Annotated in this window: 27 protein-coding genes; 17 read left to right on the forward strand and 10 right to left on the reverse strand. The window is 63.2% G+C overall.

All coding sequences use genetic code 11. The annotated features are described in order from the left end of the window. Positions 1–19 precede the first annotated feature (19 nt). A complete protein-coding gene (locus FHW64_RS15020; protein ID WP_184527474.1) occupies positions 20–1,177 on the reverse strand; it encodes an acyl-CoA dehydrogenase family protein in 1,158 nt (385 codons plus the stop codon). Positions 1,178–1,285: 108 nt separating this feature from the next. Between FHW64_RS15020 and FHW64_RS15025 the strand changes: the two genes are divergently transcribed. The 3 genes from FHW64_RS15025 (at position 1,286) to FHW64_RS15035 (ending at position 3,485) form a co-directional block, all read left to right on the forward strand. Further along, the gene (locus FHW64_RS15025; RefSeq protein ID WP_260303899.1) at positions 1,286–2,083 is read left to right on the forward strand and encodes an IclR family transcriptional regulator; all 798 of its coding nucleotides are present in this window, start codon (positions 1,286–1,288) and stop codon (positions 2,081–2,083) included. A 112-nt stretch (positions 2,084–2,195) separates the two neighbouring features. Then, a complete protein-coding gene (locus tag FHW64_RS15030; RefSeq protein ID WP_184527478.1) occupies positions 2,196–2,987 on the forward strand; it encodes an SDR family NAD(P)-dependent oxidoreductase in 792 nt (263 codons plus the stop codon). Positions 2,988–3,005: 18 nt separating this feature from the next. Beyond that, positions 3,006–3,485, forward strand: coding sequence for an ASCH domain-containing protein (locus FHW64_RS15035; protein ID WP_184527480.1), 480 nt, complete (start codon positions 3,006–3,008; stop codon positions 3,483–3,485). Between the two features lie 33 nt (positions 3,486–3,518). Here the strand turns inward: FHW64_RS15035 and FHW64_RS15040 are convergent, their stop codons facing one another. Then, complete coding sequence (locus FHW64_RS15040; protein ID WP_184527482.1) at positions 3,519–3,857, reverse strand: hypothetical protein; 339 nt, start codon at positions 3,855–3,857, stop codon at positions 3,519–3,521. 191 nt (positions 3,858–4,048) lie between these two features. Between FHW64_RS15040 and FHW64_RS15045 the strand changes: the two genes are divergently transcribed. The 3 genes from FHW64_RS15045 to FHW64_RS15055 all read left to right on the forward strand — a co-directional run bounded on the left by FHW64_RS15045 (position 4,049) and on the right by FHW64_RS15055 (position 6,446). Further along, a complete protein-coding gene (locus FHW64_RS15045; protein ID WP_184527485.1) occupies positions 4,049–5,050 on the forward strand; it encodes a GNAT family N-acetyltransferase in 1,002 nt (333 codons plus the stop codon). 100 nt (positions 5,051–5,150) lie between these two features. Further along, positions 5,151–5,405 carry a DUF6868 family protein gene (locus tag FHW64_RS15050; RefSeq protein ID WP_184527487.1) on the forward strand — a complete coding sequence of 85 codons (255 nt, stop codon included), beginning with the start codon at positions 5,151–5,153 and terminating at the stop codon, positions 5,403–5,405. Positions 5,406–5,411: 6 nt separating this feature from the next. Continuing rightward, positions 5,412–6,446 (forward strand): GNAT family N-acetyltransferase, encoded by a 1,035-nt coding sequence (locus tag FHW64_RS15055; RefSeq protein WP_184527489.1) that lies wholly within the window; start codon positions 5,412–5,414, stop codon positions 6,444–6,446. Here the strand turns inward: FHW64_RS15055 and FHW64_RS34840 are convergent. After that, on the reverse strand, positions 6,443–6,604 hold the full coding sequence (locus tag FHW64_RS34840) for a YdeI/OmpD-associated family protein (RefSeq protein WP_184527491.1): 162 nt from the start codon (positions 6,602–6,604) through the stop codon (positions 6,443–6,445). The genes FHW64_RS15055 and FHW64_RS34840 overlap by 4 nt on opposite strands. A gap of 127 nt (positions 6,605–6,731) precedes the next feature. Between FHW64_RS34840 and FHW64_RS15065 the strand changes: the two genes are divergently transcribed. The 4 genes from FHW64_RS15065 to FHW64_RS15080 all read left to right on the forward strand — a co-directional run bounded on the left by FHW64_RS15065 (position 6,732) and on the right by FHW64_RS15080 (position 9,450). Continuing rightward, on the forward strand, positions 6,732–7,544 hold the full coding sequence (locus FHW64_RS15065; RefSeq protein ID WP_184527493.1) for a CPBP family intramembrane glutamic endopeptidase: 813 nt from the start codon (positions 6,732–6,734) through the stop codon (positions 7,542–7,544). A 218-nt stretch (positions 7,545–7,762) separates the two neighbouring features. Further along, the gene (locus FHW64_RS34735; protein WP_184527495.1) at positions 7,763–8,212 is read left to right on the forward strand and encodes a glutaredoxin family protein; all 450 of its coding nucleotides are present in this window, start codon (positions 7,763–7,765) and stop codon (positions 8,210–8,212) included. 222 nt (positions 8,213–8,434) lie between these two features. After that, positions 8,435–8,986, forward strand: a complete 552-nt coding sequence (locus FHW64_RS15075; protein WP_221220709.1) for a hypothetical protein — start codon at positions 8,435–8,437, stop codon at positions 8,984–8,986. A 59-nt stretch (positions 8,987–9,045) separates the two neighbouring features. Further along, positions 9,046–9,450, forward strand: coding sequence for a VOC family protein (locus FHW64_RS15080; RefSeq protein ID WP_184527499.1), 405 nt, complete (start codon positions 9,046–9,048; stop codon positions 9,448–9,450). Positions 9,451–9,910: 460 nt separating this feature from the next. Here FHW64_RS15080 and FHW64_RS15085 read toward each other — a convergent pair whose 3' ends face one another. Beyond that, positions 9,911–10,663: a PepSY-associated TM helix domain-containing protein gene (locus FHW64_RS15085; RefSeq protein ID WP_184527501.1), complete on the reverse strand. Its 753-nt coding sequence runs from the start codon at positions 10,661–10,663 to the stop codon at positions 9,911–9,913. 314 nt (positions 10,664–10,977) lie between these two features. Then, entirely contained in the window at positions 10,978–11,781 is an 804-nt protein-coding gene (locus FHW64_RS15095) for an IclR family transcriptional regulator (protein WP_184527505.1), read from the reverse strand. Positions 11,782–11,928: 147 nt separating this feature from the next. On the opposite strand from FHW64_RS15095, the gene FHW64_RS15100 reads away from it, so the two are divergent. The 5 genes from FHW64_RS15100 to FHW64_RS15120 all read left to right on the forward strand — a co-directional run bounded on the left by FHW64_RS15100 (position 11,929) and on the right by FHW64_RS15120 (position 17,356). After that, the gene (locus FHW64_RS15100) at positions 11,929–12,906 is read left to right on the forward strand and encodes a tripartite tricarboxylate transporter substrate binding protein (protein WP_184527507.1); all 978 of its coding nucleotides are present in this window, start codon (positions 11,929–11,931) and stop codon (positions 12,904–12,906) included. A 19-nt stretch (positions 12,907–12,925) separates the two neighbouring features. Then, the gene (locus FHW64_RS15105; protein ID WP_184527510.1) at positions 12,926–13,726 is read left to right on the forward strand and encodes an enoyl-CoA hydratase/isomerase family protein; all 801 of its coding nucleotides are present in this window, start codon (positions 12,926–12,928) and stop codon (positions 13,724–13,726) included. Between the two features lie 4 nt (positions 13,727–13,730). Next, a complete protein-coding gene (locus FHW64_RS15110) occupies positions 13,731–15,827 on the forward strand; it encodes an acetate--CoA ligase family protein (protein ID WP_184527512.1) in 2,097 nt (698 codons plus the stop codon). A gap of 73 nt (positions 15,828–15,900) precedes the next feature. Beyond that, the gene (locus FHW64_RS15115; RefSeq protein ID WP_184527514.1) at positions 15,901–16,593 is read left to right on the forward strand and encodes a hypothetical protein; all 693 of its coding nucleotides are present in this window, start codon (positions 15,901–15,903) and stop codon (positions 16,591–16,593) included. A 118-nt stretch (positions 16,594–16,711) separates the two neighbouring features. Next, the gene (locus FHW64_RS15120) at positions 16,712–17,356 is read left to right on the forward strand and encodes a hypothetical protein (RefSeq protein WP_184527516.1); all 645 of its coding nucleotides are present in this window, start codon (positions 16,712–16,714) and stop codon (positions 17,354–17,356) included. Between the two features lie 174 nt (positions 17,357–17,530). On the opposite strand, the gene FHW64_RS15125 is transcribed toward FHW64_RS15120, so the two are convergent. Further along, positions 17,531–18,091: a dihydrofolate reductase family protein gene (locus FHW64_RS15125; RefSeq protein ID WP_184527518.1), complete on the reverse strand. Its 561-nt coding sequence runs from the start codon at positions 18,089–18,091 to the stop codon at positions 17,531–17,533. A gap of 167 nt (positions 18,092–18,258) precedes the next feature. On the opposite strand from FHW64_RS15125, the gene FHW64_RS15130 reads away from it, so the two are divergent. Next, positions 18,259–18,600 carry a copper-binding protein gene (locus FHW64_RS15130; protein ID WP_184527520.1) on the forward strand — a complete coding sequence of 114 codons (342 nt, stop codon included), beginning with the start codon at positions 18,259–18,261 and terminating at the stop codon, positions 18,598–18,600. A gap of 15 nt (positions 18,601–18,615) precedes the next feature. Here the strand turns inward: FHW64_RS15130 and FHW64_RS34845 are convergent, their stop codons facing one another. Then, positions 18,616–19,080, reverse strand: coding sequence for a hypothetical protein (locus FHW64_RS34845; RefSeq protein ID WP_409350619.1), 465 nt, complete (start codon positions 19,078–19,080; stop codon positions 18,616–18,618). Between the two features lie 16 nt (positions 19,081–19,096). Here FHW64_RS34845 and FHW64_RS15140 point away from each other — a divergent pair, with 16 nt between their 5' ends. Next, entirely contained in the window at positions 19,097–19,636 is a 540-nt protein-coding gene (locus FHW64_RS15140; protein WP_184527524.1) for a DinB family protein, read from the forward strand. A 72-nt stretch (positions 19,637–19,708) separates the two neighbouring features. Here the strand turns inward: FHW64_RS15140 and FHW64_RS15145 are convergent, their stop codons facing one another. From FHW64_RS15145 to FHW64_RS15155, 3 genes are read right to left on the reverse strand one after another with little or no spacing between them, the layout of a single operon-like run. Continuing rightward, positions 19,709–20,650, reverse strand: a complete 942-nt coding sequence (locus FHW64_RS15145) for a 3-hydroxyacyl-CoA dehydrogenase NAD-binding domain-containing protein (protein ID WP_184527526.1) — start codon at positions 20,648–20,650, stop codon at positions 19,709–19,711. Between the two features lie 13 nt (positions 20,651–20,663). After that, positions 20,664–21,554, reverse strand: a complete 891-nt coding sequence (locus FHW64_RS15150; RefSeq protein ID WP_184527528.1) for a 3-keto-5-aminohexanoate cleavage protein — start codon at positions 21,552–21,554, stop codon at positions 20,664–20,666. A gap of 34 nt (positions 21,555–21,588) precedes the next feature. Then, positions 21,589–22,941, reverse strand: coding sequence for an MFS transporter (locus tag FHW64_RS15155; RefSeq protein ID WP_184527530.1), 1,353 nt, complete (start codon positions 22,939–22,941; stop codon positions 21,589–21,591). Positions 22,942–23,044: the final 103 nt, after the last annotated feature.

The following is a 23,044-nucleotide window of genomic DNA, read 5'->3' on the forward strand; positions in this document are numbered from 1 at the left end:
TTGTCTTGAACACGAAAACTCATCGCGCACTCGCCTCGCGCAAAGCCAACTTGGCGATGTTGAGCTGATGGATCTGGCTGGTGCCCTCGTAGAGGCGGAACAGGCGCACGTCGCGGTAGTAGCGCTCGATCGGGCTGAACTCGGCCACATAGCCCGAGCCGCCGAACATCTGCACTGCGCGGTCCGCCACGCGGCCGCACATCTCGGAGGCGAAGTACTTGCACATCGAGGCGGACATCGCCACGTCTTCGCCGCGGTCGCGCGCTCGGGCCGCTTCGAGGATCATGGAACGCGCCGCGTAGATGTCGGTCCGGCTGTCGGCGATCATGGCCTGCACCAGCTGGAAGTCCGACACGGCTTGGCCGAACTGGCTGCGCTTGCTGGTGTGCGCAATGGCCAGGTCCAGCATTCGGATCGCAGGCCCCGTGCACAGCGCTGCGAGATGCATGCGCTGCTTGTTGAGCACCTTCATCACCGTCTGGAAGCCCACGCCCTCGCGACCGCCGATGAGCTGGTCGACGTGCACGCGGCAATCCTCGAAGCGCACATCCGATACGAAGGACCCCGCCTGCCCCATCATTCGGTAGGGCTCGCCCGTCGTGAGGCCAGGACCGCGCTCCACGAGGAAGGCCGACAACCCCTTGCTGCCCTTCGACCCCTCCTCGGTGCGCGCGATGACGGTAAAGACGTCCGCGACCGGCGCGTTGGTGATGAAGCGCTTGCCGCCGTTGAGCACATAGTGGTCACCCTCGCGGCGCGCGGTGGTCTGCACGTTGCTCGCTTCGGAGCCGGCCTCGGGCTCCGTGAGCGCGAGGCACCCGGTGAGTTCGCCGGTGGCCATGCGCGGCAACCAGCGTTGCTTCTGCTCCTCGGTGCCATCGGCCACCAGCGCCTCCGAGCCGATGCCTGTGTTCGTGCCCACGCGAGCACGCAGCGCGACCGACGACTGAGACAGCTCCATCGCGCAGAGCACCAGCTCCTCGGTCGTGAGACCCAGGCCACCATACGCCTCGGGAATGCTCCAGCCGAAGTAGCCCTTGCGGCGCAACTCGTCGACCACGTCAGGCGGAATGTCGTTGTCGCGGCTGACCTGCTCTTCCAGCGGATGCCAGCGCTCGCGGACGAAGGTGCGGATGTCGCCCAGCAGGGCCTCGAGGAGTGCGTTGTCTCGGATCATGGTGGGCGCGACTGTATGGAGCCGGTCCACAATCTGCGGCACTCGATTTCAATTATTGAAACTGCGATTCAGCCCATGACCCGTCCTGCACAGAATCGGCGCCAGAACATGAAGGACTCCGACGACCTGCGCCGGGTACGGGACGACGACCCCTACTTTTCCGGAACCCTTGCCAAGGGACTGCTCATCCTGCAGACCTTCGTTAGAGACCCGCGCGCGCACGCCAACAGCGAATTCGCCGCCAAGCTGGGCCTGTCGCGGCCGACCGTCTCGCGCCTGTGCCGCACCCTGCTCACGATGGGCTTCCTCGACCACGACGAGCGGCTGGATCGCTACTTCATCGGCCCCGCAGCCGTGGCGCTGTGCTACCCCTACATCATCAACACGCCCATGCTGGGCACGCTGCGGCCAGCCATGCAGCAACTGGCCGACCGCATCGAGGGTGCGGTTTCGGTGGGCGTGGCCACGGACCTCGATGTGGTCTATCTCGAAACCTGTGCCCACGAGGGCGGGACTCTCAAGCGCCCCGGCGTGGGCGCGGTCCGCGGCATCGTCGAGACCGCGATGGGCCGTGCCTGGCTCGCGCAGCTGCCGGCGGGCGAACGGCAAGAGTTCCTCGCCCACGTGAAGCTAGAGCGCCCGGACGAGTACGCGCGCAGCAGCGATGGCGTGCGCGAAAGCCTGGCGCACTACGCCAAGCGTGGCTTCTCGATCAACCTTGGCGATTCCGGCTTTGGCGTGTTCGCCGTGGGCGTGGCCGCACGCATGCAGTACGGGCCGCGTCGCCTGCTCTTCAACTGCGCGGTGCCGGGCTTTCGGTGGAAGCGGGCCCAGTTGCTGGACACCATCGGCCCGGGACTCGTGCAACTGGTCGGCGCAGCAGACCGGCAGTCGGGTCTGCGTTAGCGCAGGGCGGGGCAGCGCGCCCGCTCGACGGCGGCCTCGAATTCGCCTACGCTGAGGTCCAAGGGCCAGCCACCGTCGCGCGGGCCCTTCACTTTTTTGAAGGGCAACCGCAATGAATCTCCAACTCACAAGCAAGCTTGCGCTGGTCACCGGCAGCACGGCAGGCATCGGCTTTGCCATTGCGCAAGCCCTTGCAGCAGAGGGTGCACGTGTCATCGTCAATGGGCGTTCGCAGAACGCGGTCGACGCTGCAGTCGCCCAGATCAAGGCGGCGGAAGGTGGCGAAGTCATCGGCTTTGCTGGCGACCTGAGCACGGCCGCCAACGCGCAAGCGCTGGTGGCGAAGCACCCTGGCATCGAGATCCTTGTCAACAACCTCGGCATCTTCGAACCCAAGCCGTTCGAAGACATCCCGGACGAGGACTGGACGCGCTTCTTCGATGTGAATGTCCTGAGCGGTGTCCGCCTGGCGCGTTTGGTACTGCCCGCGATGCGGCGCGCCAACTGGGGCCGGATCATCTTCATCTCGAGCGAGAGTGCGGTCCAGATCCCATCGGAAATGATTCACTACGGCATGACGAAGACGGCGCAACTGGCCGTCTCCCGCGGATTGGCCGAAGCCGTCGCCGGCACCGGGATCACCGTCAACAGCGTCCTGCCGGGTCCGACCAAATCGCGGGGCGTGGGCGATTTCGTCGAGACGCTCGCCAAGGCCGATGGCAAGTCCTTCGATGCCTTCGAGAAGGAGTTCTTCGAGAACGTGCGACCGACGTCCCTCATCAAGCGGTTCGAAAGTCCGGCGGAGATTGCCTCCATGGTGACCTACATCGCCAGCCCGCTTGCATCGGGGACGACCGGGGCGGCGCTTCGCGTCGATGGTGGCTGCATCAAGAGCGCGTTCTAGGCTGCGGCTCTCTGGCCGATGAACACGCGCAGTTCCTCAAGCATCGCGGCGTTCTTTGGTGCCTTCTGCGCCGATGCAGGCGAGGACTGCTCCGCCCGGTTCTTCGAGGCGTTCCACTTCGACGACAACGAACGCGATGCCAACGCCCTCGCGGACCTCGTGCTCGCAGGGGTCAAACGTGGTACTGCGAGTCTTGTCTGGTCCTTTGAGAGCGCCAACCGCCCGCTGCCCGCGCCGGGCGCCCTCAGCGTCGTCACCTACTGGGATGGAACTCCTGCATGCGTCATCGAGACCCAGGAGGTCAAGGTCTTGCCATTCGAGCAAGTCGATGCCGGGTTCGCAGCCATCGAAGGCGAAGGCGATGGTTCGCTGGCGTATTGGCGTCAGGCGCACTGGGCCTACTTTGGCCGCGAGTGCGCGCGCTTGGGGCGACAGCCGAGTCAGACCATGCCCGTCGCCTGTGAACGCTTCGGCGTGGTCTATAGAGCCGGCTCGTGAGGTGCCGAGCTCGGCAGTCTGCCGGTCGCGTACTCAGTTCTTGGGCGCGTCTGCCGGCGGCACCTGCATCGTGTTGGTCCGCACCTGCCCGCCACCTTGGACACTGCCCCGTGTCGTGGTGTCGCCAGCACCGGTCACACGCTTCACACAAGCGTCTCGCGCAGTCCCTTCCGGCTGGCGTTCGCAGCGCTTGAGCGCGTTCTTCTGATACTGCTCATCGCCTTGGGTGGGCAGCTTGCCCTGGCGCTTTGCCTGGGCGGCGGCCGCGGCCTCACGGTCTGACGGCGACGTCTGGGCAAACGAATAGCTGGCACCGAGCGCGACACAACTTGAAAGCAAAAACACCGATGCGATACGTGCAAAAGCCATCACGGCAACTCCTTGCAAGTCCAGAGAGGCCGCACGGTAGTCCCGCTGCGATGGCTGCGTCAAGCGCATCGTTTTGCTGTCGCTGTGGCGCCGTGGACTTCCCATCAATCCTGATGATGCGGACCCTCGACGCGCTCCATCTTTGGCTTCGCCGAAGGTTGGTTTGGGAAGAATTGCAGACATACGGACCTGACATGCCAACCTCCATCGAACCGACTCCTCGCTTTCGTGCCTTTGAGGGCCCCTCGGATTTCGAAGCCATGGTCGCCTGCGCCAATGCCAGCTTCGCCACCGACCACACGGGCTTCTTTCGAACGGTCGAAGAAGTGGCGCGCGACTACGCTTCATTCACCGACTGCGTGCCGCAACGGGACGTTTGGATTGCCGAAGTGGAAGGAGAAGTTGCCGGCTATGTGCGTGCCTGGCATTGGGCGCAGGCGGATGGACTCCATTTCTACGGGCAGTTCGGCGTTGTGGCTCCTCAATGGCGTCGGCGGGGCATCGGTGCCTCCTTGCACTCCTGGCTGGAGTCGAGACAACGCGAGATGGCACTGGCTCACCAAGGCGCGCTCGGCCACGCACACCACGCCTTCGTCACCGAGGGGGAAATTGCGCGGGCGGCACTCCTGGAAAAGACCGGCTACCGTGTCGAGCGCTATTTCTCGACCATGGTTCGTCCGACGTTGGATGACATCGCTGACTTTGCACTTCCACCTGGGTTCGAAGTGCGACCCGTACAGACTGCGGACCTGCGCGCGATCTGGGAAGCGCATATCCGGGCGTTCAGAACGCACTGGGGCTTCTCACCACCCAATGAGGCGGACTATCAGCGTTGGCAAGCAAGCCAGGTCTTTCAGCCGCATCTGTGGCAGGTCGCGTGGGACTTGCACACCGGCCAGGTTGCAGGCCAGGTGCGGACATACATCGACCATGTGTGGAACTCAGCGAATGGGCGCAAGCGAGGATGGACCGAGTTCATCAGCGTCGGCGAACCGTGGCGACGACGTGGCCTTGCCCGTGCGCTCATCTCGCTGAGCTTGCGAGCCCAAAAGGCGGCCGGGATGGAGGAGTCCGGCTTGGGGGTCGACAGTCAGAACCTGGATGGGGCGAATCGGGTCTATGAAGATTGCGGGTTCGTTGTAGTCAAACGGAACCGAATCTTTCGCAAGTCGCTTGTGCCGGGCGAATCGCAATGAACCCAAAGAGCACCGCACAGCGAGGTCGACCGCAGGCAGAATGCGGCCGACATCTTCATCGAGTTCGGGTGACAAAGCACACTCTCAAGGAGACTCGGCAATGACGCTTCAGCTTTCGAGTGATTTTCTGCTGTGGTGCGCCGTGCTCAACTACGCCGTGCTGCTTGCCTGGTTCAGCGCTTTCACGTTTGCACGTGGCTGGATGCGAAGGCTTCACGGTCGATGGTTTCACATCTCGGATGAGCGCTTCGATGGCATCCACTACGCTTGCATGGCGGTCTACAAGATCGGCATCCTTCTCTTCTGCCTCGTGCCGTACGTTGCTCTTCGAATTCTGTCGAGTCATGCAGGATGACAGGCCATGGCCATATCTGCCTTTATCGTGAAGGTCCCCGCTGCCGAGCCTTTGGTTAGGCCGCTGCGTGAGGGCTTTGACGCCACATCCAAGCTCGGCGTCCCGGCTCACATCACGGTGCTTGTTCCCTTCATGGACCCCGGCGACATCACCGCTGGCGTGCTGGAAAAGGCGCAGCGTGCTTTGGAGCAAACCGCAGCGTTCTCATTCGAACTGAGCTCCGTCGGCAGATTTCCCGCGACAGCCTATCTCGTGCCTGAACCGGCAGCGCCGTTCGTCGCGATGACCCGCGCGCTGGCAGAAGCCTTCCCCGACTTCCAGCCGTATGCCGGCGAGCACCATAGCGTCGTGCCGCACCTCACCGTCGCGCATGGGAGTGCCGCCGAAGCCGACGAGGCGGAAGAGGCACTCCGGCTGCACGTTGACCAGGGTGCTGCGGTGACGGCGAATTGCAGTTCTGTCACCCTGATTGAAAACTCGTCGGGGCGGTGGGAAGACCTGTGCGAGTTTCGTCTTCCTCAGAGCGCTTCCTTGGCGAATCGTGCGACGTCGGAAGAGCCGGAGAGGATTCGAGTCCGGCCTGCAACGGAAGACGATGCAACCGCCGCGTGCAAAGTCATTCGGAACTCAATCCTCGAGTGTTGTGGTGAGGACCACCGCGACGATGCTGCAGTAGTCGAAAGATGGCTGCAAAACAAGACACCCGAGTTCTTGCGCAGGCTCATCCTCGCGCCGAACTCGTTCTCAGTTGTTGCCAGCAATGGCGACGAAACGGTTGGATTCGCCTCTGCCTCGAGCACCGGTGAAGTGACGCTCTGCTACGTCGCGCCTTCGGTTCGGTTCACGGGTGTAGGCAAGGCTCTCCTCGCAGCAATCGAAGAACACGCAGCCGGGACGGGGGTCGAGGCATTGCGCCTTGAGAGCACACGCACAGCGCTGCCCTTCTACACGCGCAACGGATTCGTTCCCGACGGCCCCCCGATTTCGGCGTTTGGCATCGAGGGCCTTCCCATGCGAAAGCAGCTCAGGGCCGAAGGCTAAGCGGCGCCGGGATGAATCATCTCGCCTCGCTCAAGCATGGCGACGAATTTCTGGATGCGCTGTAGGCGCGTCTTCTGTGTCTTTGCGTCGTGGATCGTCGTTGAAAACCACGCGCTCAGTCTAGTACCGTTGCCGCCCCATGATACGTTTCGTATCATTCGCTAACGTGGATAGCGCGACGCGCTTCCACCGTTTGCACCCCCGACGTTCACTCCTCTGAGAGAACCGGGGGATTCCCGGAGGCGCTCGCGCGGTGACTCCTGCCAAGCATGGCTCGTAAGCACTATGCGCAATCGACCCGGACCGTTTCCCACGGGATTTCAAGCCGCGCTCCTCTACCTGGCGCTGTTGCTCGGCGAGGTAGTGGTCAGTTCTGCGCTTCGCGATGCGCAGGGACTGCTGAACCTGTCGCAGATGCAGCGCGACGCCCTGAGCGTGTTGCTTGCAAACGGATTGGTCTTCGTCTTGGTGATGCACTTCCGAGGCCTGACCTACCGCGGGTTGTTTCATGATTCGCCTTCATCAGCACGTGCGACTTTCTTTCTGGTCGTGCCGCCTGTCTTGATGCTGGTACCCGCCCTGCTCCTTGTCATGGGCGTGGTTCAGGAAGGCTTGCAATGGGCATTTCCGCTTTCGGCGTGGGAGCAGCAGTTCTTTGATCGAGTGTCCGGCCTGGGCATGGCGTCGTTGGTTGCGGTCTGTGTCCTCGCTCCCGTTCTTGAGGAGATGCTCTTCCGCGGCGTCATCCTGCGCGGGTTCCTCGAGCAATACCCACGGCCGATAGCCATCTTCGGCTCCGCGGTTCTGTTTGGAGCAGCCCACTTGAACATCTATCAGTTCGTTCTCGGCGTTGTGATGGGAGCACTGCTCGGTTGGCTCTACGAGAGGACGCGTTCTCTCATTCCCTGTATTGCCCTCCATGGGGTCTACAACACCGGCACTGTCGTTATTGCGAACTTCGGACGCGATGCGGAGAGATGGCGTGGTGCGGAGCTGATGTTCTGGACCGGCTCCGTTGTTCTCGCATTGATGGGTGCCGTTGCATTGCGTGCCATGCTCGCACGACCAAAGCCGACGGCCGAAGTGGTGCTTGATTGAAAGAGTCCCAGACGTCCGAGCGCCGGAAGCGGTCAGTCAAGAATGAAGCAATTGATGGATAGGCAGAAAGACGCGGCATGACAACGATATGCGCCAAGTGCAACCTCGTCCGCCCAGCAGACGCCCAAGTGCCCGACTGGCAGTGCCCTGGTTGTGGAGTGGCCTATGTCAAGGCCCAGGGCGGACATGGGGGCGGAAGCGCTCCCTTGGATCATTCAGTGACGCGAGTGCTTGCGGGTACCGACGCGAAAAGAGGCTTCAACTGGCGCAAGTGGCTGCTGGTTTGGGCCGTCCTGTGCGGGATCTACGCGGCATACCAGGGTCATGTTCGTAGAACGGGCGCGGGTGGCAGCGGCCTGACAAGCATTGCTGTTCGCCTCGGCGCCAACCCCACGACGGATCAACTCGCCGCACTGGCAGCAGGTACGCAGCCCGGCGACGTGCTGATGTACACAGCCGACTGGTGCCCGAACTGCCGGGCCGCCAGGAATTGGATGGATCAGTACGGCTTTCGCTACGAGACGTGCGACGTCGACAAGGGCGCCGGCTGTGCCCAGCAACTGACGGCGCTGGGCAGCGACGGCGTGCCCTACCTGATCGTCAAGGGCCACCATATGGAGGACGGATTCGACTCGGCCGAGTTCGTTGCGGCGTTGAACAGCAAATGATGAAGCCACAACCGTAGCTTCGATGCACCAATCCCGCACTCGCTCGGAAGCCGCGACCGCCGGAGCGTGTGCGCACTGACAGCTGGCCAAGCAACAATCGCTACCGCTTTGATATCAGTGAACAACGTCTTAAGTGCAGTTTGCGCAGCCGTGCTCGCCTGTGGCTGCGCAACCCAACCGTCGACCGTGCCTGGTCAAGGTTCAGGCGCGGCCTACGCACCCATGGTCGATATGGAGGGTGTTCAGCCCGACGCCTATGCGAGGGATGTTGAAGCGTGCCGGACGGTAGCTTCGAACATGCGAGTGCAGCGCACCAGGGTTTACGGCAACGACGTCTCGGACGTCATCGTGATTGGCGCGGCCCTGGTCTTTCCTGTGGCGATAGCGGGCGCAGCCGTGGTCGGGGGTATCGCAACTGCGGTGTACGACGAGGCCTATCCGAACGGCGAGCGCCCAGAGCCGAGGATGCAGCAATCGGCCTTGGTCAATTGCATGGCTCGCAAAGGCTACAAGAACATGGACCCGAACGTGACGGTCACCTATGTGGCCCCCATGCAGAGTGAACCTTCATTGCCAACCCGAAAGACGGGCCTTGATACGTACGTCGCCGAGAAGTTTGCAAAGGCCACGAATTGCAATGCCTCGCCGCGGGCCGTTCTTGAAGAGAAAGGTCCCGGCTTCGAGCGATACAGCGTTCAATGCTCCGATGGCAAGACACTTGGCCTTCGCTGCGAGTTCGGCAATTGCTCGAAGGAAACGGCCGGCGGGAATTGACCATGAAGGACCGGAAGCGCCAGTAGCCGGTCGACGTCTTTAAGCCTTGAGGAGCCAACGTGTTTTCCCACGTCTTTGTAAGCGTCAGCGATTTCGAGCGCGCCTTGCGCTTCTACAGCGCGGTGATGGACAGCCTTGGAATCGAGCGGCGCTTCTGCGAGCAGGACAAACCATGGGCTGGTTGGCACAGCGCAGGTGGTGCGCGTCCCTTCTTCGTCATCTGCAAACCCTTTGACGGACAGCCGCACCACCCGGGAAATGGGCAAATGGTTGCTTTCGCCGCCTCCACCAGGGCGGCGGTTCAAAAAACATATCAGACGGCCTTGGAGAATGGTGGCGTCTGCGAGGGTCCCCCGGGTCTTCGCCCGCAGTACCACGACAACTACTACGGCGCCTACTTTCGCGACCCGGACGGCAACAAGCTCTGCGTTGCTTGTCACGCCCCGGCGCCTGACGATGCATGAACGCAGACGCTAACCTTCATCATCAGAACTGCGGCATGCCAATGACTTGTGGGCCTTTGACTACCATCTTTGCGAATCTCGTCGCAAAGATGGTGGTGGCGGTGTTCCTGACGCTGGTCATCGTGGGCGCGGCGCGCGCCGGCCAGGACTGCGGACCCATGACTGCAGCCACCGCGACAGGGGCCCCATCAACCGAAACAGCCAATAGTCTTCCGGCGTTTTCCTTCGACCCATTGCGGGGCCGTCGGCCCGCTTGACCTTGCAGCGCATGCAGGAGTTCGGCCCGCCGCTGCCGACGAGCTGGCGGTGACGGGCCACGCATCGCCCCTGCTGAAGTCGGCGAATGTCGGCACTTGGGGCAACGTGACGGACAAGCCCAGACAATCAGTGCGCCGCAAGGGAACTTGACGTTCGAAACGCCAGGAACGAGACACGAAGCGTGAAAGCGCTTGGGCGTCTGTCAGAGCTGCATGAAGATCAGGCCAAGGGTGAGCGCGACCGAGGTCCCAAAGATGATGAAGCCGACGCGCCGTCGCCGGTGCGTCAACATCCAGAGCGCGACTCCAGAGATCGACAGGAAGATCAGGCTACCTGCGAGGGTGTCGACCAGCAGGATCCATGCGACCGGCATTCCGACACCCTTGTGCAGATTCGCCAAAGTGGCGACGAACCCATTGCTGGTCGTCGTGATGCTGACCGACCGGTTGTCGCGCCAGTACTCTGCCTGGACGATGGAATCGGGACCACCAAAACTGAATACCCAACGCTCCGGCTGCATCAGAACAGGCAAACGCGGGGCGTCGCCTTCAGACGCGAGCCCAGGTGCGTGTTTGTCTTTTTCCATCCACGCAACATGCTTTGCCGGCTCGATGCGCATGGAATTGGGCGGGCCGTTCTGACCGAGCGCCGCCTGAAGCCAGGCCGCCATCTCCTTGGCGCTTGCCGGTGCCGGGTCCGGCAGCGCCAGTTGCGCATTGAGACGCTGTTGGGCCATCGGCAGCTTGAGAACTGCGCGGTGGTTGAGCCAGACGCCGGCTGTGCCAAAAATCAATCCGAGAATCGCACCCCACAAGCCGATCCAGCCATGTGTCTTGCGGATCCATTGCACGAGAGCAGCTCGGCGCTGGCGGCTTTCAAGGCGGTCGACGAGCGCCTCGGAAGGCACAAAAGTAGCAGCATCGGCGTTGGCTGAGAGATCGGTAGCAGTATTCATGTGCGCGACATAGGTGTCGCTCCATTTTCCAACAGAGATGTGATGGGATGTCCATCAGTGTGGGGCACCAAGCTTTGACGCCGCGCGGAGGCATCACGCGTCGTGTTGCTCGCGCGCAGGCTCCCTGTCAATTCGAACGATGCGAACGGAGTCCGGCTCCTGGACCAGTACGCAAGCCTTGCCGGTGCGCCGGCAAAGGTCTTGCACGCGCCAGTACGCACCATGGCTGAGACAGCCGGTCTGGCAAATCACAAGATCGGCGGCGACGAGACTGCTCACAGGTCGGTGGATCGCCCATGCCTCATTCCCGGCGATCATGCGTCCGTCGCCGCGTCGAACTCCTTCTGGATGCGTGCGCGCAGATCGAGCAGTTTCGGAGCGAGCCTGTCGACGGTCTCCTGGAATGCCTCCGCTGTCGACACGCTCACATTCAGGGCGTAGGGCGCTCCCTTGAACAACAGCGGAGTAGCGACGGCGACGACTTCGTGCTGCCACGCCGCCGCGCAGAAGCCCGATGTCTCAACGTCGCGGATGGCGCCCAGGAGCGCCGGTTCGAGTTCAGCCCACTGGGAGCGCCGCAGCCGACGAAAGTGGGCGAGGAGCGCCTTGCGCTGGCCTTGCGGAGCTATCGCGAGGTAGGCACGCCCGAGGGAAGTCAGCTCCATCGGAACGCGCTGACCTGAGACGACTCTCCGCAGCGATGGCCTGCGGTTGTACCGGATCGACTCCAGATAGACCATCTCGTCGCGATCAGGAGCCGCCAACCCTACGTTGATCTGTTCCGCTTGTGCAGCGTCACGCATGTGGGGGGCCGCTATCGCCAGCGCGGACGAGCCCGTGCGCATTGCGTGCGCAAGACTGAGGACAGACGGCGCCAGGCGATATGCACGGGAGCGTGGTTCGACCTCGAGGTAGCCGCACCCGACCAAGGTTTGCGTGAGGCGGCTCACGGTCGAGCGCGAAAGCCCTGTCCTCTCCGCTATCTCCGCATTGCCGAGCAGTTCGGAGCCGGGGCGGAACGATCGCAGGATCTCGATGCCGCGCTCCAACGACCTGTTGGCAGGAGAGATGCCCGGCTTTTCGGCCCCGAGGGACCGTGCTTGTGTCGAGGAACTCATGAGGTGATCGATGCAGCTTGCTCAGGCGTCAATTCCACTGCTTGGAATTCGGGGGATGCTAAACGAGGACCGTCTTCCTAAGCTACTTCCCATGGCGATCTCAGCGGAGACGCCAACCTCAGAGTTCACGTACGCGGAGACAAATCCATGAAAGCATCCCTTCGTTCGCTCCTGTGCCGCGTGGCCATGAGCGTGGCAGCGACAGTGTTCGCGGCTCCCGCGGCCCTCGCCGCATTTCCGGACAAGCCCATCAAGCTGGTCGTTCCGTTTTCGCCCGGCGGCGGCACGGACGCGATAGCACGTGCGTTGGGCGTCGGCATGTCCCAGGTGCTCGGGCAGCCGGTCATCGTCGACAACAGGCCAGGCGCCGGCACCATCATCGGGAGCGATCTCGTAGCCAAGAGCCCGCCGGACGGCTACACCGTGCTGGTGTCGACCTTCGCCCACGCGGTCAACCCGAGCCTGATGGCGAAGCTGCCGTACGACACGCAGAAAGCGTTCGCACCGGTGGTCCTCCTCGCCCGTGGGCCGAACGTGCTCGTCGTGCGCGCCGACAGTCCCTACAAGTCGGTGGCGGATGTGGTCGCAGCCGCGCGAGCCAACCCTGGCAAGCTCACTTATGCCTCGCAGGGCAACGGCACCTCGGCACATCTGGCAGGCGAGATGTTCACCAACCTGGCAAAGGTGAAGATGACGCACATCCCTTACAAGGGTGCCGGTCCGGCATTGACGGACCTGCTCGGTGGCCAGGTGGACATGATGTTCGCCACTGCTGCAGCGGCTTCGTCGCAAGTTGCCGGCGGCAAGCTGCGTGCCATCGGTGTCACGACGCCACGCCGCGCACCGGCCTTGAAGGACGTTCCCGCAGTTTCGGAAACCGTCCCCGGCTACGCGGTCGAGAGTTGGTATGGACTGTTCGTCCCCGCGGGAACGCCCGCCGAAGTGATCGGCAAGCTCAACGCGGCCGCGAAGAAGGCAACCGAGAGCGCCGAGTTCCGCAAGATGCTCGAACCGGAAGGTCTCTCGGTCAGCGCCGGTGCGCCGACCGAACTCGGGGAATTCGTCGACGCCGAGACCGCTCGCTGGTCGCGAATCGTCAAGGAAAACAACGTCAAGGTCGATTGAGGCCAAGGAAGGACATCCCATGGACTACGCATTGATCCAACTGCAGGTCGAGCTTGGCATCGCCACGATCACCTTCAACCGCCCTGAAAAGCGCAACGCCATGAGCGACGATCTGCGCACCGAGTTCATCGACGCGCTTGAGCGTGTCGCTGCGGACAAGGCCATTCGCGCCCTGGTGCTCACGGGCGCAGGCAAGGGCTTCTGCGCCGGCGGCGACATCGCGGGCATGGAACGCCGCATGAATGCACCGGCTGGCGAGGTCGCATTCAACGGCTGGCACCGGCAACAGCGTGTGCATCACACGCAGACCCTGCTGCACACGATGCCCAAGCCGGTGATCGCCGCGGTCAATGGCGCGGCATCCGGTCTTGGTGCCGATACGGCGCTTGCCTGCGACTTCATCATTGCGAGCGAGTGGGCCAGCTTCAGCTGGTCCTACATTCATCGCGGCATCATTCCCGACGGCGGTGGCATGTACTTCCTTCCGCGCCGCGTCGGCCTGCCCAAGGCGAAGGAATTGATCTTCACGGGGCGCAAGGTGGATATCGACGAAGCCCTTGCCTTGGGAATCGTCGATCGCAAGACCACGGCCGATCGACTCGTTTCCGATGCACAGGCCTGGGCCCGCGAGTTGAGCAAGGGCTCTGCCACGGCGCTCGCGCTGTCCAAGACGATCCTCGACCAGACCTTCGAGCTGCCGGCCCAGCAGGTCTTCGCGCAGGGCAGCCAGGCGCAAGGCATTTGCTATACGAGCACCGAGCACCGCGAGTCGGTCCAGGCCTTCCTCGCCAGCAGCAGTGCCAAGGCCTCCAAGGAGTGACGTGATGCAGACGCTCTCCCGATTGCTCCAGCCCCGAAGCGTCGCCGTGATCGGCGCCTCGGGCGACCCGGCGAAGACCTCTGGCCGTCCGGTGTCCTACCTTCTCAAGCACGGCTTCGGAGGCACGATCTATCCGGTCAACCCGAAGCTCGATCACATCGGCGAGCTGCCTTGCTACAGCAACGTGGCCGCGCTTCCCGAAGTGCCTGACGTCGGCATCGTCCTGCTGGGTGCGGAGCGGGCGCACATCGCCGTGCGCGAACTCGCCGATCGCGGGGCGGCAGCCGCCATCGTGCTGGCGAGTGGCTACACCGAGACTGGTGACGAAGGCGCGCGACGCCAGCAGCAGTTGCTCGAAGCGGCAGGGAGCATGCGCATCCTCGGCCCGAACACGATCGGCCTCGTGAACCTGACCGATGACATCGTGCTATCCGCCAGCGGCGCTCTCGAAATGGATCACTTCCACGCCGGCGCGATCGGCGTGGTCTCGCAGAGCGGCGGCATCCTCGGCGCGCTTCTGTCGCGTGCCGCCGCGCGGGGCATCGGGCTCTCGAAACTGATCTCCACCAGCAACGAGGTGGACCTGGAGCTCGCAGACTTCGTGGACGCGCTGGTCGACGATCCGGCGACGCGGGTCATCGCGCTATACATCGAGGCGATCCGGCATCCAGAGAAATTCCGTGCCGCCGCACTACGGGCCGCGCGCGCCGGGAAGCCGATCGTCGCGTTCAAGATCGGCCGCTCAGAGGCCGGTGCCAAGGCCGCGGTCTCGCATACGGGTGCGCTGGCTGGTGCGGACCGCATGTACGACGCCCTGTTCCGGCAGACCGGCGTGATCCGTGCGCAGACCTTCGGGGATCTGCTGGACATCCCCGCCGCACTCGCAACCGGGCGCGTGCTTCGCGGCAAGCGTGTCGCAATCCTGACCTCTACCGGTGGCGCCGGCACGCTCGTCTCCGACAGCCTGGGTGTTTCCGGGTTCGAGACGCCTGTGCCTGACGAGCAAACGGCGGCGGCGCTGCGCGCACTGCAGAGCGGAGACCATGCAGCACTGGATCGCAATCCGATCGACGTCACGTTGGCCGGGCTGCAGCCGGACCTGCTGCGCGGGGCGATCAAGACACTGCTCGCAAGTCCCACTTACGACGCCCTGGTGCTCATCGTCGGTTCGTCGGGTGTCGGCCGGCCGGAGCTCATGGCCAGCGCGATCGAGGATTGCCTGCCGCTGTCCGACAAGCCGGTCCTGGCCTACGTGAGCCCGCACGCGCCCGAGGCAGCCACCATGCTCACGCAGCGCGGTGTTCCCGCGTTCGTTGCCGCGGAGAGCTGCACTGCGGCGCTGGCCGGCATGCTGCAGGCAAGCCAGTGGCACGCCCCCGAGGCAGAGCTGCAAAGCGTCGCTCCGGTGAGCATGCACGACCTTCCTGCAGGTTCGCTCGACGAGGCGCAGGCCAAGCAGTTGTTCTCACGATTTGGCATTCCATGCGCACGGGAGGTGGTCATCCAGAGTGGCGCCGAGGCGGAACGCGCAGCGCGCGAGTTCGGTGGCGCTGTCGTGCTGAAGATCCTCTCGAAGGAGATCACTCACAAAAGCGATGTCGGCGGCGTGGCGGTGAACGTGCCTGCCGAGCAGATTGCCGAACGTCTCGATGTGATGGCCAGCGAGGTCGAACGAAATACCGGCGTGCGTCCCGCGCGCTTTCTGGTGCAGGAGATGGTGCGGGGCGGGACCGAACTGATCCTCGGAATGCACCGCGATGCGCTCGGCACGGCCATCCTGCTCGGCATGGGCGGAGTGACCGCCGAACTCTTCAAGGACACGACGATGCGCCTCTTGCCTGTGCAAGGCAGCCTCACGAGAAACGAGGCGCTAGCCATGGCGCGGGAGCTCAAGACTTGGCCGTTGCTCGATGGGTTTCGGGGACGCCCCAAGGCCGATGTGCAAGCGCTGGTCGACGCCATCGTCGCATTCTCCGGTATGGCCGCTCAGCTTGGCGATCGCCTGATCGAGGCGGAGATCAATCCGGTCTTCGTGCTGGCAGAGGGCAGCGGTGTACGCGCTGCAGATGGCGTCGTGGTGCTTGCGAACGCGAACGACTGAAGCGCACGTGAGCACGGTGCGCCGCGCCGTCCTGGCAACTGCGGCGGTCGGAGCACACGCAGAGCCAACACGCGTGAACTTCTCCAGCTTCGCCCGCCCTGAAGTCGCGCGTGCGCCAGCCGGCAAGCTCGCCTCGCACTACAGTCGTGACATCGATGGCGGGAGGCGGCGGAGCGGCGCCGGGCTTGAGGACCGGATCCGCTCCCATTTGATCTTGAGCAGACTTCGCATATCAGGCCCGGGCGGGGCCACGTACAGGCTGGGTGATCCGATGTTCGTCTTTGACGAAGACGCCCTCCTTTGCACCCTTGATCCCGTACCAGTCAGTCCTTCAGGCAATGAGATTCGGGTGGAACACTTCTCCCCGCCTCTCAGTGACGTCGAAGAAAACCGCCATCTCGGCCGGCTCGTCTTTCTGGAGATCTGCGCCTTCGTCGTGGAGAACTTCCACCAGGTTCAGGCAGTGAGCTTTGCCTTCTCGCGCTCGCGGACACTGCTCTCAAGAGGCGCGCAGGATGCGGCACAGAGGGCAGAGATCATGCATCGAATCGGGATCGAAGATGTCCAGATTGCTCCCCTGGCATCAGCGATCCCAGGACACTTTGTGGTCACCGGTGTGTGGCTGTACACCGAGAAGAATCTTCTCGCCCTGAACGAAGTCCTGGGCGAGTTGCGTGCCCTGTATCACGACCGACCGATCGGCTCCGATCCGAAGGGCGCCACAGGCGTGGTTGGGCGTCTGATTGCCAAGTGGAAGGGTTCATAGCTGCCCGATGCGAACCCGCCCGCGTCTTGTCGGACGCGGATGTTCTTTGCGTCCTGCCTTCCACCCTCTTGCTTCTCCTGCCCGACGCAATAATCAAGCGAAGGAGCTTCCTATCAGCATGAGCGTCGCCGATTTCCTTCTTTCCCCTGCGGTCCAAAAAACTCTCTCCGTCGTTTTCGCCGAGCCCGACACGCACTTCTCCTCTGCCGAATTGCTGAAGAGAACCAAGCTTGAGTTGGCGGAGCTCGAGGCGACACAAGGCCACTTGGTTGCGAGCGGCATCCTGACCCAAAGCCCCGCCGAAGGTGACGACCCCGCGACCGTTGCCGCGAACAAGGCTTTTATCTTCTACAACGAGTTGCGCGCGATCGCCCTGAAGTCCTTCGCGGCTGCAGAACCAATCCGGAAGATGTTGCGCTCGAAATTCAGGGACTCAGTGGTGCAAGCGTTTGTCCTTGGTGAGAAGCAGGATGCAGCCGTCGAGGTACTGGTCGTGCATGGGCAACTTGTTCCGCAAGAAACGGAAATGGCTGCTGCCTGCAAGAAGTTGTCGACAGCCATTGGCCGGCACCTCGTGGTCCATGTGATCTCCACTCAACGATACGAAGCCCTCACGGGTCGAGACCATCTCCACGCCAGGCTTCGATCGAGCTCGGCCCTGCAGATCATCGCGCCGGGCGACACAAAGGCGCGACTCGCATGCGAACCCGAAGGGCTCTTGCAAAGCGCAAGGAAGAAGCTTGCGGCCCTCGCGGGCAGGTAGCCGATCGCCTCCCTATGCGGGCGGCAAAGAGTGCAGCGAAAGCCGACTGTCACCGGAGACCCGCAAGGTGACCGGTGAGCGGCGGTAACGGACCGACAGCCAGTCACCGGCAGCAGTCCGGTCACCGCCGCTGCCCGCACGTAGACGGACACGTTGCAGAAGCAGACGCTCCCGTTAGCCGCGCGCTCGCCGGTAATGCATGACGACCGCGCCGTTGCTGAGCGGCTCCGCCAAGACCAGTTCAAGCCGTCGGGTGTTGGGCAGCCCGCTCTGGTACAGGGTCGGGCCGTGGCCGGCGATCCTCGGGTGAACGAGGAACTTGTACTCGTCGATCAGACCCAGCCGGTCCAGCTCGGTTGCGAGCTTGCCGCTACCGAGGAGGACGCCGGCCGGGGTCGCGTCCTTGAGTTTTTGCACTCCCAGGCGCAGGTCGCCAGCGATGTGGTTACTGTTGGTCCACGGGAATTCCGTTCGCGTCGACGACACGACGTACTTCGGCTTGATCTCCAGCTTGACCGCCCATTCGCGCATCGTCGGCGGCGCGTCCACATCGCCGCGGACGACCGCCGGCCAGTAGCTCTCCATCATCTCGTAGGTGACGCGGCCCCACAGCATCGCCCCGCTCTCGTCCATGAGGCGGGTGAAGAAGGCATGCGTCTCGTCGTCGGCGATCCCCTCCTGGTGATCGACGCAGCCGTCCAGGGTGACGTTGAGGCTAAAGGTTAGAAGTCCCATGCAGGTCTCCTCCGGGTTCGGCGGTCGGCTGGACTATCGCTCGTCGAAGAATACCTGCTCGGTCTGCTGTCTCTCGTTGCGTTTGCAGCCGTGGTCGCCGCTGCCCCGGTACATATGGCGCGCGCAGCGCAGAATGCGGCGAATAGATCGGCCAGAAGGAGCTCAAGATGTCGCATTCGTTGTGCAGAGCCATCGCGGCGGCGATATGCATCATCGTCACGAGTGGGGTCGCTGCGCAGGGCAACGACCCAAGCCCGGTCTACACACGAGCCCGACTCACGTCCCTGTTTGAAGAAGCTGGCGGGAAGCTTTATGTGCGGTTAAGGCTACTCCCCAAGTCCAAGATTCCCTTCACAACTCAAACCTTCAGGCTTCCCGACCGCTCGCTGGTGGCGGATATTCCTGAAGGTTCATCGGTCAAGTTCACTTCGAAGCACATTGACGGCGAGAACACCCTGACCTCAATTCACGTCGTGGCGGAGTGCAAGCGGTTTCAGCCATGCGACTGAAGTCGAAGTCGGGCGCTAGTGAGGTAGTTCGTCTTCCAGGAAGCGATGAACCAAGCGAACCAACCCACGTCTCCAGCGCAGGGACGACGCCACGTCCGAGCGGACACCCAGATGAATCGCCCCTTCGACCGCTCCGGCCAGTAGCTTCGCGGGCACCGCGAGCCTGACGTCAGGCGAAGCGCCACGCGCCGCCGCGATCACTTTCCTGTAAGCGTCCAGGTACTGACGATCAAAGAGTCCGTCAGACCGATGCGCCGAAGGAGGCGAGACCTCGATGAGCACCCTGTGCAATCCGGGCTGGTGGGAGTGGGCCTGAAGAAGACCATCGACCAAGTGCTTCGCGCGCTCCTCGGAGGATCGAGTCCACCATGGCTCGCGACCTGGCTTGCCGCGGTGCTTTGCGCAACTTGCTTTTTGGTCCGGCAATGCGAGTAGACAACAGCACCTCCGAGAAAGAAGATACGAGCAGATTACTCGCATTTATTCGAATTGCCGTATGCCGACATCGCGCCTGCTCAAGAGTCTGTTCGACTATCGCAGTTGGGCCAACGACGAACTGCTATCCACCCTGTTGCGCGTCGATGCAACGCGCTACGCAGCACAACGCGGAACGGCCCTGCGCCTGATCGAACACTACTATCTGGTGGACCGAATCTTCATAGCGCACCTGAGCGGAGAGCAACAGCGGATTGAGTCCGCCATTGCGCGGGACATCCCATTACCAAGCGATTTGAAGACGCGACTGAAGACATCTGATCAGTGGTATGAGGCCTATGTAGCCACGGTAACCCCGGAGACCCTCGCGGAGAGGATTCCGTTCGAATTCACTGACGGAGATCGAGGTTGCATGTCGCGCGAAGAGATGCTTCTTCACGTCCTGACGCATAGCGGCTACCACCGGGGAGAGGTGGGTCGGGTGTTGGTAGACACCCAGGTTGATCTCCCTTGGGACACGTTTGCGGTCTTCTTGCACAGGGCAGAGCCCGGAAGACGTGAGGAACATGGATCGAAACTGAGCGGACGGCGCTCCAGCTAGTGCGGCCGCCTTCAGAGGGCAGAAGGAACGGCCGCATTGCCACCGCTCAACGTCACTGCCACTCCCGCCGCGCTACGGAATCTGCACCTTCGACGCCTTCGTCGCAATCAACTGAACCAGTAACTCATCGCGCTCGCGGAGCATCGCCGCGAAATCGCGCCCCTTCAATTCATCATCAACGCCCCGCGCGATCTGTTCGATGTAGTCGTCCGTCTCCGGATACTGGCCGAGATCGCGCGCCCATTCGCGCTGGGAGGCACCCAGATGCTGCAGCAGATGCGTGATGCCCCCTGCCCCGCCTGACGCGTGCAGGTTGATGAACGGACCCAGCAATGCCCATCGCAGGCCCGGGCCGTAGGAGATCGCGGTATCGATGTCTTCCACCGAGGCGACACCTTTCTGCACCAGCGAGATGGCTTCCTGCCAGAGCGCTACCTGCAGGCGGTTCGCGATGTGGCCCTTGACTTCCTTGTTGATGCGGATGGCCTTCTTGCCCGTCGATACGTAGAACGCGATCGCCTTGGTCACGCTCTCGGCGGACGTCAGCTTGCCGCCTCCGACTTCTACCAGCGGAATGAGGTGCGGCGGGTTGAACGGATGCCCGAGCACGATGCGCTCCGGGTGCCTGGCACCCGCCTGGATCTCGCTGACCGAGAGGCCGGACGATGACGAAGCAATGAGGACGTCGGCTTTCGCCGCCGATTCGATCGTCGCGATCAAGGCGTGCTTGACCTCCAGTCGCTCGGGGCCACTCTCCTGGATGAAGGCGGCATCCCGCACCGCTTGCGCAACATCGGTCGTGAACGACAGCTGGTCCTTTGACGCGCCTTCCGCCAGCCCGAGGGCTTCGACGGCTGGCCAGTAGTCGTCGACCCACTCGCGCAGGCGCGCCTCTGCGCCTGGGGCAGGATCGGTGGCCACGACTTCGAATCCTTGCGCCAGGAAGTGCACCGCCCAGCCCGCGCCGATGACGCCGGTGCCAACGACGGCGATCTTGGTGTTTGCTCTATCCATGATCGCCAACTGTTCACCGCAACGGCCGCAGGCCGATGATCTCTCGCGCTTCCGCCGGTGTGGCCGGCTCATAGCCCATCTCGCGAATGAGCCGGACGAGCCGCTCGACAAGCTGCACGTTGGTGGCCAGCACGCCGTGTTCGTAGTAGAGGTTGTCCTCGAGACCGACGCGGACGTGGCCGCCAAGCAGCAGCGAGTTCATCGCGGCCGGCAATTGCGCCGCGCCGATCGCGCTGACGTTGAACACCGTCTTCGCCGGCAGGTGGTCCACCATCGTCTGCAGCAGCTTCGGCGTGTAGGGCAAGGCACCCTGGAACGCATTGGCGCCGATGACGATGTTGATGAAGTGCGGCGCATCGTCGAGTCCTTCGTTGAGCGAGCGCTGGACGTCCTGCACGATGTCCGCCAGGCCGAAGACTTCCCACTCGGGCTTGATGCCGCGCTCTTTCATCATGCTGGCGATCTGGCGGATCCACGTTGGTGGCGTCGCGACGAGGATCTCCTTGCCGCCGAAGCTCGCGATGACCGTCTGTGCGTCGAGCGTGCACATCTCGACGCCCTCGCCTTGCATTCCCTTCAGGCGTTCCTCCCACTGGATCTCCCAGAGGCCGTTGGGCAACGGGCGCACCATGTCGCCGTTGATGCCGCCCCCGGTGGAGTTGTTCAGGATGATGTCGCACTTGTCGCGGATGAGCCGGTTGATGCGTGTGTAGATCGACGGCTCGCAGGTCGCCTCGTCGTCGGGCCGGCGCGCATGGACTGCCACCAGGCTGGCGCCCGCGTTGTAGCAGCGATAGGTGTCGTCGGCGATCTCCTGCGGCTGCGTCGGCAGGTTCGGGTTCATCTTCTTGGTGGCCATGCCGCCGGTCGGGGCGATGGTCACGATGACTTTGGGTTTGCTCATGGCTCGTGTCTCTGTGAAGAAAAAGAAGGTGGGATCAGGCTTCGGTGCCGACGCGCACTGCGCTCTTCGGCAAGGCGATGAGGATCGTGAGTCCGCCGACGATGACCAGCGCAGTCAAGGCGGCGAGCCCGATCTGGATGCTGCCGGTGAGGCTCTTGATCCAGCCGATCACCGTGGGGCTGACGAAGCCGCCCAGGATGCCGATCGAGCTGATGACAGCGATGCCGGCGGCTGCCGCTTCGCGGCTCAGATAGGTGGGCGGAATCGACCAGAACAGCGAGCCGCCGCCGAAGATGAAGAACGCCGCGAAGCACAGCAGCACCATCACCGGGGCAAAGGCCGTGCCGAGGAAGGACGTGGCGAACAGCGCCGCTGCACCCATGACGAGGGTTCCGCCGACGTGCCAGCGACGCTCCTTGAAACGGTCCGAGCTTCGGCTGATCACCAGAACGCCGAGCGCACCGAAGACGTAGGGAACGGCAGTGATCCAGCCGATCGCGCCGATCGATGTGATGCCCAGGCCCTTGATCATCGTCGGCAGCCAGAACGTGACGGTGTAGACCGCGCACGCACAGCAGAAGTAGACGAAGGCCAGCACGTAGGTCTTTGGGTCTGACAGCGCTGCAGACAATTTGCCGTGGTGGCCGGGCTTCGCGTCGGCCTTGTGGTCGGCGTCGAGCACGGATTGCACGAGTGCCTTCTCACCGTCGCTCAGCCAGCGTGCCTCGGACGGCTTGTTCGGCAGGAGCCGGTAGAGCAGGAAGCCAAGGGCGACGGTCGGCAGGCCCTGCACGATGAACAGCCACTGCCAGCCATGCATGCCGGCCATGCCCTCCATGCCGCTCATGATCATTCCCGACAGAGGACCGCCGAGGACGCCTGTGATCGGCATGCCGAAGAGGAACAAGCCCGTCACGCGCCCACGACGGTGGCTCGGATACCAGTAGGTGAGGTACAGGATGATGCCGGGGAAGAAGCCGGCCTCGAACATGCCCAGCAGCAGCCGCACGCCGTAGAACTGCCAGGGCTCGGTGACGAAGGCCGTTGCCGACGATGCAAGCCCCCAGAGCACCATGATGCGCAGGAACGTCAGGCGAGCCCCGATCTTTTCGAGGAGCAGGTTGCTCGGCACCTCGAACAGCAGATACGTGATGAAGAAGAGGCCGGCGCCCAATCCGTAGATCGCATCGGAAAACGCCAGGTCCTGCTTCATCTGCAGTTGGGCGTAGCCGACGTTGATGCGATCAAGAAACGCGAAGACGTAGGCGACCAGCACGATCGGCATCACCCGCCAGCTGATCCTGCGATAGATGTCGTCCTCTGCGGATCGGAGCGATGCCGGGTGGATGTCTGCGACCCCGCGGGCCACCGACGCTGCGTGATTCATTGCGTGTCTCCTTGCGATGGCGTCATGCCATGACACGCATCATTCCGAGACGCCCGCTTTGCCGCAGTCGATCGTCCGACAGTTCGAATCAGGGTAAACCCGC

This window comes from Variovorax sp. Sphag1AA (genome assembly GCF_014192575.1).
Taxonomy (GTDB): Bacteria; Pseudomonadota; Gammaproteobacteria; order Burkholderiales; family Burkholderiaceae_C; genus Variovorax.